Origin of the sequence: Bradyrhizobium sp. I1.14.4, assembly GCF_050435825.1 — a bacterium.
Taxonomy (GTDB): Bacteria; Pseudomonadota; Alphaproteobacteria; order Rhizobiales; family Xanthobacteraceae; genus Bradyrhizobium.
Genome location: NZ_JBNDLA010000023.1, coordinates 52,280 through 67,164, shown reverse-complemented (window position 1 = coordinate 67,164; position 14,885 = coordinate 52,280). Strand labels below are relative to the sequence as shown.

Annotated in this window: 15 protein-coding genes; 11 read left to right on the top strand and 4 right to left on the bottom strand. The window is 62.7% G+C overall.

Going from position 1 to position 14,885, the window contains the following annotated elements; all coding sequences use genetic code 11:
- Positions 1 to 87 precede the first annotated feature (87 nt).
- The 4 genes from ABIB78_RS31025 to ABIB78_RS31010 all read left to right on the top strand — a co-directional run bounded on the left by ABIB78_RS31025 (position 88) and on the right by ABIB78_RS31010 (position 2,180).
- Positions 88 to 240, top strand: a complete 153-nt coding sequence (locus ABIB78_RS31025) for a transcriptional regulator domain-containing protein (RefSeq protein WP_429031584.1) — start codon at positions 88 to 90, stop codon at positions 238 to 240.
- Between the two features lie 169 nt (positions 241 to 409).
- On the top strand, positions 410 to 862 hold the full coding sequence (locus tag ABIB78_RS31020; protein WP_429031522.1) for a DUF2285 domain-containing protein: 453 nt from the start codon (positions 410 to 412) through the stop codon (positions 860 to 862).
- A 131-nt stretch (positions 863 to 993) separates the two neighbouring features.
- On the top strand, positions 994 to 1,275 hold the full coding sequence (locus tag ABIB78_RS31015) for a helix-turn-helix transcriptional regulator (protein ID WP_429031520.1): 282 nt from the start codon (positions 994 to 996) through the stop codon (positions 1,273 to 1,275).
- 17 nt (positions 1,276 to 1,292) lie between these two features.
- On the top strand, positions 1,293 to 2,180 hold the full coding sequence (locus ABIB78_RS31010) for a replication initiator protein A (protein WP_429031517.1): 888 nt from the start codon (positions 1,293 to 1,295) through the stop codon (positions 2,178 to 2,180).
- Between the two features lie 245 nt (positions 2,181 to 2,425).
- Here the strand turns inward: ABIB78_RS31010 and ABIB78_RS31005 are convergent, their stop codons facing one another.
- The 4 genes from ABIB78_RS31005 to ABIB78_RS30990 are packed head-to-tail and all read right to left on the bottom strand — an operon-like array spanning position 2,426 to position 7,113.
- Positions 2,426 to 3,952 carry a TniQ family protein gene (locus ABIB78_RS31005; RefSeq protein ID WP_429031516.1) on the bottom strand — a complete coding sequence of 509 codons (1,527 nt, stop codon included), beginning with the start codon at positions 3,950 to 3,952 and terminating at the stop codon, positions 2,426 to 2,428.
- A complete protein-coding gene (locus ABIB78_RS31000) occupies positions 3,939 to 4,835 on the bottom strand; it encodes a TniB family NTP-binding protein (RefSeq protein ID WP_429031513.1) in 897 nt (298 codons plus the stop codon). Before ABIB78_RS31000 ends, ABIB78_RS31005 begins: the two co-directional genes overlap by 14 nt.
- The gene (locus ABIB78_RS30995; RefSeq protein WP_429031510.1) at positions 4,832 to 6,505 is read right to left on the bottom strand and encodes a transposase; all 1,674 of its coding nucleotides are present in this window, start codon (positions 6,503 to 6,505) and stop codon (positions 4,832 to 4,834) included. The genes ABIB78_RS31000 and ABIB78_RS30995 overlap by 4 nt, the downstream gene beginning before the upstream one ends.
- Positions 6,502 to 7,113 carry a TnsA endonuclease N-terminal domain-containing protein gene (locus ABIB78_RS30990; protein ID WP_429031507.1) on the bottom strand — a complete coding sequence of 204 codons (612 nt, stop codon included), beginning with the start codon at positions 7,111 to 7,113 and terminating at the stop codon, positions 6,502 to 6,504. The genes ABIB78_RS30995 and ABIB78_RS30990 overlap by 4 nt, the downstream gene beginning before the upstream one ends.
- A gap of 346 nt (positions 7,114 to 7,459) precedes the next feature.
- On the opposite strand from ABIB78_RS30990, the gene ABIB78_RS30985 reads away from it, so the two are divergent.
- The 7 genes from ABIB78_RS30985 (at position 7,460) to ABIB78_RS30955 (ending at position 14,849) form a co-directional block, all read left to right on the top strand.
- Entirely contained in the window at positions 7,460 to 7,924 is a 465-nt protein-coding gene (locus ABIB78_RS30985) for a DUF2840 domain-containing protein (RefSeq protein WP_429031505.1), read from the top strand.
- A gap of 17 nt (positions 7,925 to 7,941) precedes the next feature.
- Positions 7,942 to 8,430: a S26 family signal peptidase gene (locus ABIB78_RS30980; protein ID WP_429031582.1), complete on the top strand. Its 489-nt coding sequence runs from the start codon at positions 7,942 to 7,944 to the stop codon at positions 8,428 to 8,430.
- Between the two features lie 2 nt (positions 8,431 to 8,432).
- On the top strand, positions 8,433 to 9,275 hold the full coding sequence (locus tag ABIB78_RS30975; protein WP_429031502.1) for a lytic transglycosylase domain-containing protein: 843 nt from the start codon (positions 8,433 to 8,435) through the stop codon (positions 9,273 to 9,275).
- A 296-nt stretch (positions 9,276 to 9,571) separates the two neighbouring features.
- Positions 9,572 to 11,299 (top strand): relaxase/mobilization nuclease domain-containing protein, encoded by a 1,728-nt coding sequence (locus ABIB78_RS30970; RefSeq protein WP_429031580.1) that lies wholly within the window; start codon positions 9,572 to 9,574, stop codon positions 11,297 to 11,299.
- Between the two features lie 91 nt (positions 11,300 to 11,390).
- On the top strand, positions 11,391 to 13,367 hold the full coding sequence (locus ABIB78_RS30965; protein WP_429031499.1) for a conjugal transfer protein TraG: 1,977 nt from the start codon (positions 11,391 to 11,393) through the stop codon (positions 13,365 to 13,367).
- 10 nt (positions 13,368 to 13,377) lie between these two features.
- Positions 13,378 to 13,800 carry a CopG family transcriptional regulator gene (locus ABIB78_RS30960; RefSeq protein WP_429031497.1) on the top strand — a complete coding sequence of 141 codons (423 nt, stop codon included), beginning with the start codon at positions 13,378 to 13,380 and terminating at the stop codon, positions 13,798 to 13,800.
- Between the two features lie 386 nt (positions 13,801 to 14,186).
- The gene (locus ABIB78_RS30955) at positions 14,187 to 14,849 is read left to right on the top strand and encodes a hypothetical protein (protein ID WP_429031495.1); all 663 of its coding nucleotides are present in this window, start codon (positions 14,187 to 14,189) and stop codon (positions 14,847 to 14,849) included.
- Positions 14,850 to 14,885 lie beyond the last annotated feature (36 nt).

Here is a 14,885-nt window from a genome sequence, read left to right as displayed (position 1 = left end):
TCCCAATGCATCACGCGATGCATGATCGGGGACTTCCACAACCTCTGCTGATCAGGATTATCGCCCCGCAATTTCTTGCAACGCAAAGTGGGGACGCGAACGTCTAAGTTTGATTGGAGTTCGACGAACAGCTACGAGCGCGCGCAAGGCGCAGAGATCACCGGATTTGCCTGGGAATGCCTGCGTCGCAATCAGATTATCAACGCGACTGTCGCAGCATCGCCCCGGCCTCCACTGTGAGCGCCGAATTCCGCCAAAAATGGCTGCTGTGTTTTCGCAGCTAACCCTGACCAATCTTTCTCGAAACAGACAGTGTTTTGGGCGCCGGAGGTCTTGCCGACGATGATCCCAATTCGTCCGGCGGTGCCGTTCAGCGCGGACACTCACGTCCTGTCTTAAGCTGCGCGAATTGACCGCGGGAGAGCTGCGGCAAGCGCCCGACGGCTGGTACGCCGTGCTGAATCCGCGCGGCGTCGAACACCGCTTGTGGCTGAAGGAAACACCAGTCGTCGCCGAAACCTATGCAGTCGAGCTTCAGCTCGACCGCGACTTCGAATTTCGTGCGCACGCAGCGCGCCGGCTGTGGCGAACCTTGAATGACCGTCCGCCCGGACCGCCATTGCATATGTTTTCCGCCCAGCGCCGCCGCCTGGCGCTCGCACTTCGCGCACTCGATGCGCGGATGGACGGCAATACGTACCGCGAAATCGCGGAAATCCTGTTTAGCGCGGGGCAGATTCCTGAACGCGCTTGGAAAACCCACGATCTGCGTGATCGAACGATCAGACTCGTTCAGACCGGCTTTGCCTTGATGCGCGGTGGCTATCGCGCGTTGCTGCGACCATCACCCCGCAAGAAGTAGAGAAGTCGACGGGGTATCGAAAACCAATCCCCCTTTCTTCGCCATCCCCCTTTGCGGCATTTCTCCGCGATCGTAACCGCGAAGGCGCCGGCATCCGCTCGGGCGCTCCAGACGATCACGGAGCTTTTCCAATGTCCGATCCGAACGCCGACTTGCCGCCGCGTTACCTGCGCACGCCCGAAGCTGCCCGGTTCCTCAGTCTCTCGGGCCGGACGCTAGAAAAACACCGTACCTACGGCACGGGACCGACCTATCGGAAGATCGGTGGGCGCGTGGTGTACGCGCTCGATGATCTCAAAACCTGGGCTGACCGCGGCACCAAGACATCAACCACCGATCCGGGCAACGGCACCGTCCTGCCGGCCAAACGGCAGGCTGCGCCCATTCCATACGCTGGCAAGCCGCGACGCTGACGGCAGTGGAGCACCACATGTCATCACCGCGAAGACATCGATCAGAGCGTGCGCAGCTCGATCTCTTTCGCGCCTTGCCCGGCGATCTGGCGCCGCGGGACGCGCAGGATCTAATGGCCTATCCGTTCTTCTCGCTGGCGAAATCCAGGCGCATCGCCCCGATCGATTTCCGCGCCGGGACTATCACCATTCGGGTTGAAGCCCTGACGGAACATGGCATGGCGACGATCTGGGACGCGGACGTTCTGATCTGGGCTGCCTCGCAAATCGTTGAGGCTCGCGACGCCGGTCTGAAGACATCCCGTCTGATGGCGGCAACGCCGTACGAAATCCTGTCCTTTGCCGGTCGAGGCACCAGCGTGAGAGACTACGATCGCCTCAAGGCCGCGCTCGACCGGCTGCAATCGACCACCGTTATGACCTCGATCCGCCAGCCGACGGAGCGGCGGCGGCATCGTTTCTCCTGGATCAATGAATGGAAAGAGACGGCCGATATGCACGGCCGCGCAAGAGGACTCGAACTGATCCTACCGGATTGGTTCTATACTGGCGTCCTGAACGAATCGCTCGTACTGACCATCGATCGCGCCTATTTCGATCTGACCGGCGGACTGGAGCGTTGGCTCTACCGCCTCGTACGCAAGCACGGCGGTCGCCAGGAGGGTGGCTGGAGCTTTGATCTTGCGCATCTCCACGCCAAATCCGGCAGCCTCTCTCCGCTCAAGCATTTCACCTACGATCTGCGCGAGATTGTTCGCCGGCAGACACTGCCTGGCTACCGATTGGTCATTACGCATGACCCGCGCCGAGCAGAACGACTGAACTTCACGCCCGTTCTTAGCGACGCCTTTGTGGGGCGGTTGCGCAAGCGCGGACCCATTCCTCCGTCAGGGGGTAGCCTGTGAATCATCTCGTGCTATCGGGGACCGCAACTGTCGTGCCATCAGGGACCCGATCCTCGTGCTATCGGGGACCGGAATCGGAGCTAACGCCTTGGCACTCAATCCCAACTTCGCCCCGTAACTTTCCTAACCTGGAATCCTTCGGATTCCTTCTAACGGAAAACGCCTCCTGGGGGACTGTCGGTGCGCGAGGTTTCGCGAACTCGTGCAACGTTTCGCGGAACGGCTCCAGGATTCGCGAACTGGATTCACAAACCAGGAGCCGGATCATGAGTAGGTCCGGCAACCTGCGTGAGCTTCCGCGGCTTCGGTTTCCATCGTCGGTGACGACGTCCTGGCTTGGCGCGGCGATGGACACGAAGCAGCGCGGATGCGTGATCAGGACTGAGAGCAATCCCGAACTGAGCCATCGCTTCAGCAATCACCACGGGGCGATGCTGATGAGCCCGATCGGCAGCGATCCATCTCCCGAGCGCCTCCGCTTGAGCGCCAGTCAATTGCGATTGCCGTCGAGGACGCTCCAGCGCAGCTTCCAGTCCGTGCTCCGCGCCTTTGAGCAGCCAGCGATAGAGCGTTCGGGCAGTGACGCCGACGCTCTCGGCGGCGGCCTCGACCATCGCGCCATCATGGACGGCCGCGAACGCGAACAAGCGCTGGCGCCGCAGCTTGTAGCGTTCACGGAGCGCACGCTCACGCAGATCGATTCCAGCCTCAGGAAGAGTCTCGATCCAGTTGCACCAGCTCCGGCGTCCTTTCGGCGAAGAAGCAATGGCCGGCGCGAGAATGACGCGCAGCAGATCGCTCATCTCGGCGGACAAGTCCGGCACGCGAGCGAGCAGGCGATCAAGCCGTGGCGCATGCAGAATGGCGATGGCCGCCGACAGGCGCTTCGCGAGATCTTCAAGCAGCCAGGCGAGGATCAAGAGGCCGCCATAGTTCGAGCTCCACACAATATTATTGTGTTCGCCGAGATCGAGATCCTTGGCAATGCGAACGAACAGGCGCTCGCGATACTTCCGAGGGATGTCGATCCAGACCATGCTGAGCAGCACGTCGATCAGCGCCATTGTGGTCGGCCAGTCGAGGGTGCTGCCGCCCGGCAACCTTGTTCGGTTCAATTCCTTGCCCGCAACAAGGATCGCCTGAAGGCACAGTGCCGATGGAGGGGCGAGAACTCCTATGGTGCCGGCGAGCTTCAGGCCGCATTTTCGGCAGATGGTCAAGTCGACGGGTTGACGCGTGTTCAGACCGGGAACTCGCAGCACGCAGCGACAAGACGGGCAATGTCCTGTCAGGACAATACGATGCTCCGGGCAGACGCCAGCCCATCCGTTCATCCAGAGCAGTCGCAAATAGCCGGACCGGTCGTCGGCCAGGCACCGCGGACAGATACCAATACGCCGGTCACGGCGGCTCCGATGCGAGCCGAAGTGATATTTGCTGCCTATCCGTTGCGCGGCCTCATCATCGCGGGCAATCCCCCAATCTCTGAACGTCATTGCTGCAAGGTCGCGTGTGCTGACACCTGTCTTCTCGGCGATCAGCGCCAGCACTTCGGTCGATGGGCGGCGCCACCAGTCGGGATCGGCAGTCGCATCAACGCCAAATGCAATGCGGCCCAGCGCCAGGGGCGACAACCTCAAAGCAGCGCTGAGCCTCGTAATCCAGGATGCCAGCGCTTCTCCGCTCTGCGGAACGACACGCAGAGGCAGGAGACCGGTCATTGCCGGAGCTGGCGGCAATGCCGTGACTGCAAACAGATCAGATTGCAACACGTCGACGCTCGGAGGGTCTGATGAAGCCTGCACGCTCGATCATGCGCGGGGAGATCGTTTCCGCACCCGTCTCGATCGCCTTAACGGCGGCGCGGGCGACAATCGCAATGATCTCGCCAAGCACGCCTTCGGCGGCGGACAGGATGCGCGCTGTCATCGCTGGATCGGTCAGATTCGACGGCCTGCGCAGCGGCAGCACCGCCTCCAGGGTGCTCAGTAACCGGCGATATTCGTCGTCATCGGTCCAAACGGGCAGGGGGAAGGGCTCAAATCGGTTGACGAGCTGTTCGTCACTGCGGATCGCCCGCAGCGCTTCGGTCGTTCCGACGCCGACCAGTGGGATCTGTAATTCGTTGCCGAGCCAGCGCAGTACGTTGAGCAGTCGCCGCTGCTGCATCGCCGTGCCCGAGAGCAGATTGTGGAGCTCATCTATCACTAATAGCCGTACGTTGGTCGCGCGCATGAGGCGCACCGCCGTGTCCTGCTTGGTGGCGATCCGATCTCGTGGGTTGAACGGCATTCCCAGCGCCTCGAGGATCGCGCCGAAGAAGCGGCCCTCATCTGGCCCCGAAGGCATTTGTACCTTCAAGACTGGAATGAGTGCCGCGCCGTCAGAAGGTTCGCTCGCGGCATTCGCCAGATGCGTTCGCCGGAACTTCTCCACGATCATCGTCTTGCCGTTGTTTGTCGGGCCGACCAACAACAGGTTTGGCATCCGCAGACGCTTCGGGAAGCTCAGCAGGTCTTCCAGCGCCGCCAGGACGGCTTCCGCCCGTGCGTAACCGATCCATCGATCCGTGCGGATGCGGCGTATCCGCGACCCTGCATCTTCGGCCGCAAATGGACGCGTCGTCGGGCGGAGATGTGCGTAATCCTTGCTCATTCCCACTCCTCGACAGGGAACATCCGCTCGTGCGGCTGCAACTCCTTGCCGATCTGCTCGAGGGTATCGCCCGCATCGAGCTCGACCGGGAGCAGATCGGTACGCTCGCTCGCGGGCACAATACGTCTGCGCCGTTCGTGCTGCCGGCGTGCCGTCTTGCTGGCCAGCACGGCATCATCGGCAATCTTGCGCATGGTCTCTATCGTGCGGAAGATCGCAGCCTCATCGACCAGCGAGCGGCCGTCCTCGCGCAGCCGCGTCAGCGCCAAGCGATGCTCCCACAAGCTGATCGGCGGGCGCCGCAGATCGCGGTAGCTCAAGTCGTAGTAGGAGCCGTCAGGCCCGAGCAGATAGATCCGGCTGAGGTCGCGCGGATCGTAGCGGATGATCATCGGCTCCAGGTGTCCGATCCAGGTGGTCAGTACGTCAGCCCAATAAGCGATCGAGTGCAGCGCGACGCCGTCGCGCCGGACCATGCGGCGAGCAATCGGCAGGAAGTCGATCAGGAAGCGGCGAGGATCGGTGACCGCTGTCGGCTCGCCACGGCTGAGCGTCGTGCTGTCGCCAACCGTGCCGCGTTTCCAGGCAGCCAGTGGCGTCGTGCCGATGCCGCGGTGCAGATCGCAGTGATAGATGCCCGCAACCGCATGGCCAAGCCAGCGCTCAACTTCATCGAGCGTCATCGCAGCCATCTTGTCGGGGTTCAGCTCGCCTTTGGTCCGGACATCGGAGAAGGTGGTGCCCGGCAACAGATGAACCTTACCCATCATGGTGCCGATCAGCCGCTCGATGTGCCCGCCATAATGCGGCGTTCGCACCGGCCTGTAATCAATGGCGATGCCGTATTGCTCGCAACCGCGCTTCAAGGCTTCGGAGCGGAACTCTTTGGCGTTGTCCAGGTGCAACCGCTCGGGGATACCGCGCACCGGCCAGACTGCATCGATCCCGCGCTCGGCCAACCAGCTCTCCTTGGACAGTGCCGCATGGCTCAAGCAGAGCGCGACCGATGTCGCAGACGGCGGCTCCAGCGACAGGTGGAATCCGGCAACACAGCGTGTGCGGACATCGATTGCGAGCGTCAGCCACGGTCGTTGAATCGGCTTTCGGGTGACGGAATCGACGACGATCACGTCGACCAGCGTGTGATCGATTTGGATCAGCGACAGTGGCCAGTGGGCCTCAAGCGAACCGACCGCGGGAAGGAAGCGATCGCGGGCTGCCTTTCTGCCCTGGCGCTTTGCGACGACTTCGCGTGCCGGGCGCGATTGCAGCCGTGCGGTAATCGCCTTGCGGCTGGGAGCGACCAAACCCGCCACCATGCAGCGGCGTCGGACCTCATCGACCAGATCGCTGATCCGCGGTTGCTGACGCGTCAAATAGACATCCTCGATGACGTTATTGATCAGCGCGTCAACCTCCTGATCCAGCAAGGACGTGCCTCGCGCCGGTCCCCGGCGGCGCGGCAGCAGACTCGTCAGGCGAGCATCGGCGAGGTAGCGCCGCAGCAGCGCATAGACATGCGTCGGTCCGCAGGCGAGCTCGGCCGCGGCAGCCGCCACGTCCTGTCGCGTGCGCCTCGAGTTCTCGGCGAGCCGGCGGATGATGGGCAGATAGCGGCGCGCTTCGTCCCATGCGACGACATCCACCATCGAGATCTCTGGCGCGCTCATGGCGCCGTTACTCGCGTGTCGGTGGTAATCGGCAGCGTCAGATCGACGACGAGAGCGCCGCGCGCGATCAGTCGCCACACGACCGCGAGGCCGGCCTCGCGCGGTGCCGGCAGCAGATCGACCAAGTGGCCAAAGGTGTTTGCATGGGCGCGGGCATACGCGACAGCTCGCGCGGCTAGCATCGCGTCAATCGGCGTATTTCTCAGCGGCAGCAGTCGCTTCGCGGCTTCAAGGCGCGGACCGCGGATGCCGCACTCCGTCGAGATCCTGAACCGCGCGCCGTTGTTGCTCGCCCAATCCCGCGCGGCCGCAAAGGCCGGTCGGAGCCGGCTCCATCCGGCTCGCAGATCGGCGCGGTACTTGATCTCGACAACATCGGTTCGGCCATCGCTCCAATCGACGCGGAAGTCCGGCGTATACCGGCGCGGCCGACCGTCATCCCTGAAGCGGATTGTCACCGGCTGCGCCGTGACGACGGCACCAGCATCCATGAAGCTCGCGAGCGTCACAAAGTCACGCTCAAGCGCGCTCTCATGCTCCGTCAACCCGGTCCCCAGCGACTGGAATCCAGTCACATGCGACCGCCGGCTCAGCGGAATGCGCCGCAAATCGCCCTCCATCTGGAAAACGACTCAGTACGCAATCCTCGCACATTTTGGGATCAGTTCACAAACATGGAACGAACTCTATGCACGCAAGTCCTTGCGCGGACTCAGGTCCGCTCTCCCGCCGATTCACGAAACCTCGCCCACCGACAGGGACTGTGGATAATAGCGTGCGGTCTGCAAAGTCACATACAGCCGCTTGGCGCTTGCTTGGCCAAAGCATCCACCGACAAGTGGTCGTGACGGATACGCCAACGGCAAGATGGCTACGCGACCCAGACGCGATCGCCCAAGTGTACGTCGGAATCTGCCCTGCCGCAATAACTCCCCACAAGCTTCGGAGGACAACGTGACTGACCTCACGACGGTCGAGCTGTTGTGGCTCGAAAAGCGTATCGAGAATCGAATTCGGTTCGGCCGAGCGGTAGCGGAACAAACCATTGATCGCCGCCGGCGCATCCTGTCATTCGCGCCCGGCACCGTCTTTGCGTTCGTTCGATGGGCGTCCAACGATTTTGGCACGGTCATCTCGCGTGTCGACATTATGCGCGCTGCCACGCCCGGGCAGCGCTATTCGACGGTGCCTTGGGTCAAGCCAGGTGGTGACATTTTATTACGGCTTACCGGCTGGCCGAAAGTCGAACGTGTGCTGCAGTTAATCGATGCAGTGGAAGCGCTCGACATCCATCCGGCCGACGTCGCGCTGGACTATTGGCATCACGTCCACAACCGCTTGTCCGTGAATGAGACGCCGCGGCCGTACACTCGCGGACGCCACCAAGCTTGGCTGCGTCGGCGGAGGATCGCACCGTGAGAAGTCGGTCAGTGACAATTCTAGTGACGTTCGCAGCTGTTGCCCTTGTCACGTCGACAATGGGAGAGGCAACGCCAGCGTACATTTGGAACGCCTCGAAGAGCGTTCCGATCGGTCTCTACCAGTTGCAGCCGACCGGTAGGCTTGCGGTGACTGAGCTCGTCGCTGCCCGACCGCCTGAACCACTTGCGACTTTTCTCGATCTGAACGGCTATCTGCCGATCGGCGTTCCCATGCTCAAGCGCGTGCTGGCGCTTCCTGGACAAACGGTCTGCAGAAAAGGGCTCACCATCTCCGTCGACGCGATCGAGATGGGAGAGGCAAAAGCGCGCGATGGTCGCGGGAGGCCGCTCCCGATCTGGCAGGGATGCCGCGTCGTCGGCACGGACGAACTTTTTCTCATGAACTTGGAATCGGAAGACTCTCTGGACGGCCGCTACTTTGGCCTTGTGCCTCACTCGTCCGTCATCGGCAAGGCGTTGCCTATGTGGACTAGGGAGGAGTGATTGTGATCGCCAATATCGAAAAGCCTGTCATTCCTTTGTTCGATCGATCGCAGTACCATTCCTTCGTCCCGACCACCTTCGTGCCAGCCGTCGCGCACAGGGGCGGTCCAGCGCGGCCGCAAGGCCGGCGCAAGCGCGCGTTACCCTGGACGGTCGCGAGCGCGATGGCAGGTTTCCGGCTTCTTGGGATAGCCACGTGTATTTCCGCTCTTGTGACGACTGTATTGCCATACGAAGCCCTGGCGGATGTTAAGTTGATCGCTCCGGTAGCACATTCGATGAGCGCATCTCGTGTCGAGCCCTTTGCAGACTTCATTGCCGAGGCATCCCGCAGATTTGCGATCCCGGAGCACTGGATTCGCGCAGTTATGCAGCTCGATGGCGGCACAAATGAGCGAGCAATCTCGCCAAAGGAAGCGCTCGGGTTGATGCAAGTCATGCCCAAGACCTGGGTTGAGCTGAGCGTTCGTTACGGACTGGGCATCGATCCATTTGATCCGCGCGACAACATCATGGCAGGCGCAGGATATCTTCGCGAGATGCATGACCGCTTCGGATCGCCCGGCTTCCTTGCAGCCTACAACGCGGGTCCCGACCGCTATGAACAACACCTGACCACGGGTCGACCGCTTCCAGCAGAAACGCAGGCGTACGTAGTTGCGCTCGCGCCAATGCTTGACGCCGAGCCACGTGACGCCGATGCCTCCGTCGCGAACCCTATCATGACTTGGCGACAAGCTCCGCTGTTCATCGGGCGTCGCGACACCTTATCGACCCATCAGCATCGTCGTTCTCCTCGAAACTGTCGTCGGATGTGCTGTCCGGGGCAAGTCCGCATGTGCTGACGCCGCATGCCGATGGCATGTTCGTGCATCGAGCGAACCGGGTGCGATCCCATGATTGAAATCGCATTTCGTTGTAGGGCGTCGGAGATTTTGACAGGTCGAAAGCTGATTGACAGGCCACAGAGAGAAGGCGACCGGGGATGGCAGGATAAAAGCCGCAAGGTGTGGCCGGTCGGTTGTTGGCGAAACTGTATCAATTTCAATTGCACAGTGAACATTGCGGATACTCAGCGCACATTGCCCATTTCACCAACACACCGATCCTGCTCAGTTTTCGTCACCTTGCGAAGCGCGCGATGAGCGGTAACAAGGAGTTCCGTGTCCGTCCAGGCCGCATCCGTTCGACGCGCGGGCCCCGGACAAAACCGTTTCTGGGCCAAGCACTCAGAGCCGCACAGAAGGCCGGCGGTCTTTCGCGCGGCGGCCGCGGTTACGGCTCCAGGTTCGGACGCGGTCGCGCGGCGAGCCTTGCCGCGACGCGGCTCTTCAACAACCGCGCACGAAGCGCCATGGTCAAGGCGCGGGTCGTGCGCCGGATGCGTTCGCCGGGCGCGCTGCGAGCGCATATCGGTTATCTCCAGCGCGACGGTGTCACCCGCGATGGGACGCCGGGCAAGCTCTTTGACCCGGCGGGCAATGATGCCGACGGCCGCGCGTTCGCCGAGCGCTGCGAGGGCGACCGGCATCACTTCCGGTTCATCGTCTCGCCCGATGATGCTGGCGAACTGGCTAACTTGCGCACCTTTACTCGCGAGCTGATGGATCAGGCCGCCCGCGACCTTGGCACCCGGCTCGATTGGGTCGCCGTGGATCATTGGAACACCGAGCACCCGCATGTCCACATCCTCGTGCGCGGTCGCGCCGACGACGGAACAGACCTCGTCATCAGTCGTGACTATATCTCGACGGGCTTGCGCGCCCGGGCCGGCGATCTCGTCACGCGCGAGCTCGGTCCGCGGTCAGAGCTCCAGATCCGCCAAACCCTTGAAGCGGAAGTGGCGGCCGAACGCTTCACGAGGCTCGACCGGGCGCTTGGCCGGGAAGCGGGCGCGGCGGACGGGGTGATCGATCTGAGGTCCGACCGCGATGCCGGGCGCGATCCGTTACGGGAGATCCGGATAGGGCGGATGCGGACGCTCGAGCGGCTCGGCTTGGCCGAGCCCGCCGGTCCTGCGCGCTGGGTGCTGGCCGCCGACGCCGAGCCGCGGCTGCGTGCGCTCGGTGAGCGCGGCGACATCATCAAGCGGTTACACAACACAATTGCGAAGGAGGGCACGTCACGTGCACCCTCGTCCTGGGCACTCGAAGGCGAACGCCATGGTGAACCGGTCATCGGTCGTCTCGTTGCGCGCGGGCTCGATGACGAACTCAAGGGTACGGCCTTTGCCATTGTCGACGGGGTTGATGGGCGCGTGCATCATCTCAAAATTCCCGATATCGAGGCGGCCGGCGATGGCCCGATCGGTGGAATCGTGGAGCTCCGGCGCTTCGAGGATGCGCGCGGCCGAACACGGATCGCGCTTGCGGTCCGCTCGGACCTGGCGCTCGAGCAGCAGGTCTCGGCGGAAGGGGCGACCTGGCTCGACCGACGGCTCGTGGCACGCGAGCCTACCGATCTCTCACGCGCCGGCTTTGGCGCCGAGGTGCGCGCCGCGCTCGAGCGGCGGATCGACGTCCTGGCAGAGCAGGGACTTGCCCGCCGCAATGGCGACAAGATCACGCTCGGCCGCAACCTGACCGAGACCCTGCGCCGTCGCGAGCTCGACGCAGTCGGACGAGGGCTTGCCGATAAAACGGGGCTTGCGCATTTGTCCGCTGAGGCAGGTGAGCAGATTTCGGGGATCTATCGCCAGCGGCTGTCACTGGCCTCGGGGCGCTTCGCCATGATCGACAATGGTCTCGGTTTCCAGCTCGTGCCTTGGGCGCCCTCGCTCGAGCGCGAATTGGGCAAACAGGTGGGCGGCATCGCCGGTCCCGGCAGCGTCGAGTGGAGCTTTGGGCGCAAACGCGGGCTGTCGCTCTGACCCGCCGATCTCTCCGCTCGGACGCGCGCGACTGCGATCCGCGAGGGCTGTGGTTGTGCTCGCACGTGGATGGTGTCCACATCTCAAACCCATGTCCGCGACAAAAATCATCTGGCATCAGATCATCCTGGTCTGTCTCGTCGCGCTCGCTTTCCTGTGGGCGGCGACCGAATGGACCGCCTGGCGGCTTGCCTTCCAGCCGCAGCTTGGACCCGCCTGGTTCAGCCTCGGGCGGTGGCCGGTTTACCAGCCGGCTGCCTTCTTCGCCTGGTGGTTCAAATTCGATGCTTACGCGCCTGTGATCTTCCTTGAGGGCGGCGCCATCGCCGCAAGCGGCGGAATTGCGGCAATCGCGCTGGCAATGATGCTCTCGGTGTTCCGGGCCCATGAGGCGAGGGACGTCACCACCTACGGCTCAGCGCGTTGGGCCGATTCGCGCGAGGTCAGGCGCGCGGGGCTCTTGGGGCCTGATGGCGTCGTGCTCGGACGTTTTGAGGGGCGTTATCTACGGCATGACGGACCGGAGCATGTGCTCTGCTTTGCTCCGACGCGCTCGGGCAAGGGCGTGGGCCTCGTCATACCGACCCTTCTGACCTGGCCGGCCTCCACGATCATTCATGATATCAAGGGCGAGAACTTCCAGTTGACCTCCGGCTGGCGCGCCCGATTTGGGCCAGTGCTCATATTCGATCCGACCAATCCGGCCAGCGCCGCCTATAACCCGCTTCTCGAGATCCGTCGTGGTGATTGCGAGGTGCGAGATGCCCAAAACATCGCCGACATACTTGTCGACCCGGAAGGGGCACTCGAACGCCGCAACCACTGGGAAAAGACCAGCCACTCTCTCCTTGTCGGCGCAATCCTGCATGTCCTGTACGCCGAAGCCGACAAGACCCTCGCCGGCGTCGCCAATTTCCTGTCTGATCCCTCCCGCCCGATCGACGCTACGCTCAACGCAATGCTCGCAACCCCGCATCTTGGAGGTAGCGTTCATCCCGTTGTCGCTTCGGCCGCGCGCGAGCTTCTCAACAAGAGCGAGAACGAGCGCTCCGGCGTGCTCTCAACCGCGATGAGCTTCCTGGGGCTCTACCGCGATCCGGTCGTTGCCAAGATCACCGCGCGAAGCGATTGGCGCATCCGCGATCTCGTCAACGGCGCGGAGCCCGTCTCACTCTATCTCGTGGTGCCTCCATCCGACATCGTTCGCACCAAACCCTTGATGCGACTCATTCTCAACCAGATCGGGCGGCGATTGACCGAAAGCCTCGATGCAAACCGGCGCCGGCAAAAACTTCTTCTGATGCTCGATGAGTTTGCAGCGCTCGGCCGGCTCGATTTCTTCGAGAGCCAGCTCGCCTTTATGGCGGGCTACGGCATCCGCAGCTTTCTGATCACCCAGAGCCTCAATCAGCTCGAACGCGCCTATGGGCCGAACCATGCCATCCTCGACAATTGTCACGTGCGGATCGCCTTCTCGACCAATGATGAGCGTACGGCCAGGCGCGTATCCGACGCACTCGGAACTGCGACCGAGTTACGCGCCATGAAGAACTATGCCGGGCACCGATTGAGCCCCTGGCTTGGACATCTCATGGTGAGCCGTCAGGAGACCTCGCGGCCGCTGCTGACGCCAGGCGAGGTCATGCAACTCTCGCCTAAAGACGCAATCGTGATGATTTCCGGGGTGCACCCGGTGCGTGCCACGAAAGTCCGCTACTATGAGGATCCGCAGTTTCAGCGACGTGTGTTGAAGCCGCCCCGCTTCGAGCCGCGCACCTTGTCCGCAGGACCGGATGACTGGTCGGCCGGCGCTCCAATTCCACCATCAGTCGAGCTACTGACCAGACGCAAGCGCAGGAGCGACGGGGCGAACGGTGGTTTGCGTCGCGAGCCGGAATTGCCAGAACATGAGGAGATCGAGATCAAGGCACCGCTCGGCGAACACGAATTCGACGCGGACCTCGACGAGGGTGATGCCGATGCCGTCCAGGCACGAGCTCTGAGCCGCTCGATGCAGGGCGTCGCGCGGACCGTCAGCCTCGACGCGGACGATGGGATGGATCTGTGATGGAGGCAGCGTGAAAAAGATCCAGCTCAGTATCTATCTCGATCCGGAAACCTTCAAAACCCTCGAGGCCTTTGCGAAACGCCGGGGGCAGCCCAAGTCGCTGGTCGCCGAGGCCGCGATAGCCGCGTTCCTTTCCCCCGATGATTCCGATCGGCGCGAGGCGGCGATCGCCAAGCGGCTGGACCGGATCGCACGCGTGCTCGAACGCCAGGAGCGCAATGATGGCATCACGCTTGAGACCATCGCGCTCTTCATCCGTTTCTGGTTGATCTCGACGCCGGCGCTCCCCGAACATTCGACTCCCGCCGCGCGCGCCAAGGGCGCAGAACGTTACGATCGCTTTGTGGAGGCGCTCGGACGGCGGCTTGCAAGCGGATCCACCGTCCTGAAAGAGGTGAGTATCGATATGCACGCCTCTGAGAAGCACGAGTAATCAGTACGCGCGCCCCAAATGCGCCTTGGCAGCTCCTGGCAATAGATGCGGCGCTTGGTCAGATAAGCCGACCCGCAGATCGGCAGCACGCCACGAAGCACGCAAGGCATGGGCGTGTCACTCAAGGTTCCGGGGCCGCCGTAACAGGCCGTTAGCTTCCCGCGAACGATATAGGCTGACAAATCCGTCTCTTCTTGAGACCGCCTTGTCTTTCTTTGGCTACGCCAGACTACGACGCAGATGTCGGTGCGGTTGAAGCGAGGTTCGGATTGGCCCTTCTCTCAAGTCCATCATCGCTGGGGGCAATTCAGCCGTTTCGATCGGAACGCCGCGCGTGCCCCGGTGCGCGGGCAGGTCGCGGTCGAACATTGGGGAGTGAACAAGCAATGCAAGTCGATGGAGAGCTTGGAGGCCAGCCCAGCTCGATTGTGAATCAAGCCGACAGCGATGCGCAGTCGAGCCCGAACGAAGGACCGCGAACCAAGAAGGTCACCGTTCAGCTCTCCGAGAGCATGTTTCAGCGGCTTGAAGTTGCCACCGAGCGCCCGGGCCTCGGCAAAAGCATGGTCGTCGAGATGGCCCTTGAACGATTCCTGAATCCTGCACCGCCCATCGAGGGGCTCGTTCATGAGGCTCTGGACCGGACAAGTGGCCAGATCGCCAGGCTCGAGCGCGAGATCGCGATCGTTGCCGAGACGGTGGCCCTGCATGCGCGCTATCACCTCACCGTGACGCCGCCCATGCCGCCATCGGGGCAACGGGAGGCGTGCCTGCTCGGCCAGCAGCGTTTCAAGGTATTGGCGGAACAGGTCGAACGGCGGGTACGGCTCGGTCAGCCATTGATCCGGGAGACGATCGATCGGCTGGGCAGGGGCAGTCGACCTGCCGGTGAAGCCCATGGCGGCGCGTCACAGAGCGCGGCAGAAGAACAGTCGAGTCAGGAAGGTCTGTCCGCAGTCGCGGCGGATGGAAACTCCGAGCCGAGCGCTGCCGCCGAGGAGGGCGGCAGCAATCTGAACTTTCGAAACCTGCCTAACTCCTTTTTTTGAGGCGACTGAGCGGGCCGGCAGAAGCGCGCCGAAGCA

Excerpts from the sequence above, each read along its gene's own strand:
- ABIB78_RS30970 (WP_429031580.1), top strand. The coding sequence starts at position 9,572 with ATGAGCGGTAACAAGGAGTTCCGTGTCCGTCCAGGCCGCATCCGTTCG.
- ABIB78_RS31000 (WP_429031513.1), bottom strand. The coding sequence starts at position 4,835 with ATGAGCAAGGATTACGCACATCTCCGCCCGACGACGCGTCCATTTGCG.
- ABIB78_RS31010 (WP_429031517.1), top strand. The coding sequence starts at position 1,293 with ATGTCATCACCGCGAAGACATCGATCAGAGCGTGCGCAGCTCGATCTC.
- ABIB78_RS30995 (WP_429031510.1), bottom strand. The coding sequence starts at position 6,505 with ATGAGCGCGCCAGAGATCTCGATGGTGGATGTCGTCGCATGGGACGAA.
- ABIB78_RS31015 (WP_429031520.1), top strand. The coding sequence starts at position 994 with ATGTCCGATCCGAACGCCGACTTGCCGCCGCGTTACCTGCGCACGCCC.
- ABIB78_RS30955 (WP_429031495.1), top strand. The coding sequence starts at position 14,187 with ATGCAAGTCGATGGAGAGCTTGGAGGCCAGCCCAGCTCGATTGTGAAT.
- ABIB78_RS30965 (WP_429031499.1), top strand. The coding sequence starts at position 11,391 with ATGTCCGCGACAAAAATCATCTGGCATCAGATCATCCTGGTCTGTCTC.